This is a genomic window from Actinophytocola gossypii (assembly GCF_025165815.1).
In the GTDB taxonomy this organism is placed as follows: Bacteria; Actinomycetota; Actinomycetes; order Mycobacteriales; family Pseudonocardiaceae; genus Actinophytocola; species Actinophytocola gossypii.
In genome coordinates this window covers 1-942 of sequence record NZ_JAFFZE010000049.1, presented here as the reverse complement: position 1 = coordinate 942, position 942 = coordinate 1, and the positions used below count along the sequence as shown (strand labels likewise).

1 protein-coding gene is annotated in these 942 nt (G+C 70.3%); it reads right to left on the bottom strand.

All coding sequences use genetic code 11. The features are described from left to right. Positions 1-942 (bottom strand): acyltransferase domain-containing protein (locus JT362_RS35305; protein WP_260196309.1); only part of this gene is annotated, 942 nt, incomplete at both ends.

Here is a 942-nt window from a genome sequence, read left to right as displayed (position 1 = left end):
GAACGCCTCCGCGAAGGCCGACAGGACACGCCGCGTACTGCCGTTGTCGCGGTGGAGGGTGGCGACCACGGTGACGGTGTTGTCGGTTTCGGTGGTGCCCATGGTGAGGATCGGGTGCGCGCTGACTTCGACGAAGGTGTTGTGTCCGTGGTCGATCAGCGCGCGGGTGGTCGCGTGGTAGTGGACCGTGTCACGAAGGTTGCGGTACCAGTAGCCGGCGTCGAGGGTGGCCGTGTCGACGAGTCCGCCGGTGACGGTGGAGTAGAACGGCACCTGCGAGGTGCGTGGCTGGAGGTCGGCCAGTGCTTCCACCAGGGCGGACTCGATGACTTCGACGGCGGCGGAGTGGCCGACGAAGTTCACGCCCGGGACCTGCCAGCGCATCACCCCGGCCTCGGACAGGGCCTTCTCCAGCCGGTTGACCGCGTCGCTGGTCCCGGCCACCACGACCGAGCGTGGCCCGTTGACCGCCGCCACACCGACCCCCGGAACGCCCGCGACCCGTTCGCGGACGGCGGCCTCGGTGTCGATGATCGACAACATCGCCCCGTCCACCCCGGCGGTGTGCTCGTACAACAACCGCGACCGGACCGCGACGATCCGGGCAGCGTCCCCCAACGAGAGCGCGCCCGCGACACAGGCGGCGGCGATCTCACCCTGCGAGTGACCCACCACCGCGTCCGGACACACCCCGGCCGACTCCCACACCGCCGCCAGCGACACCATCACCGCGAACAACACCGGCTGCACCACGTCCACCCGCTCCAGCGGGGGTGCGCCGTCCACACCCCGCAGCACACCGAGCAACGACCACTCCAGATACGGGCCGAGCGCGTCCGCACACTCCCCCATTCGCCGTGCGAACACCGGCGAGGTGTCCAACAGCTCCACCGCCATCCCCGCCCACTGCGCACCCTGACCCGGGAACACGAACACCACCCG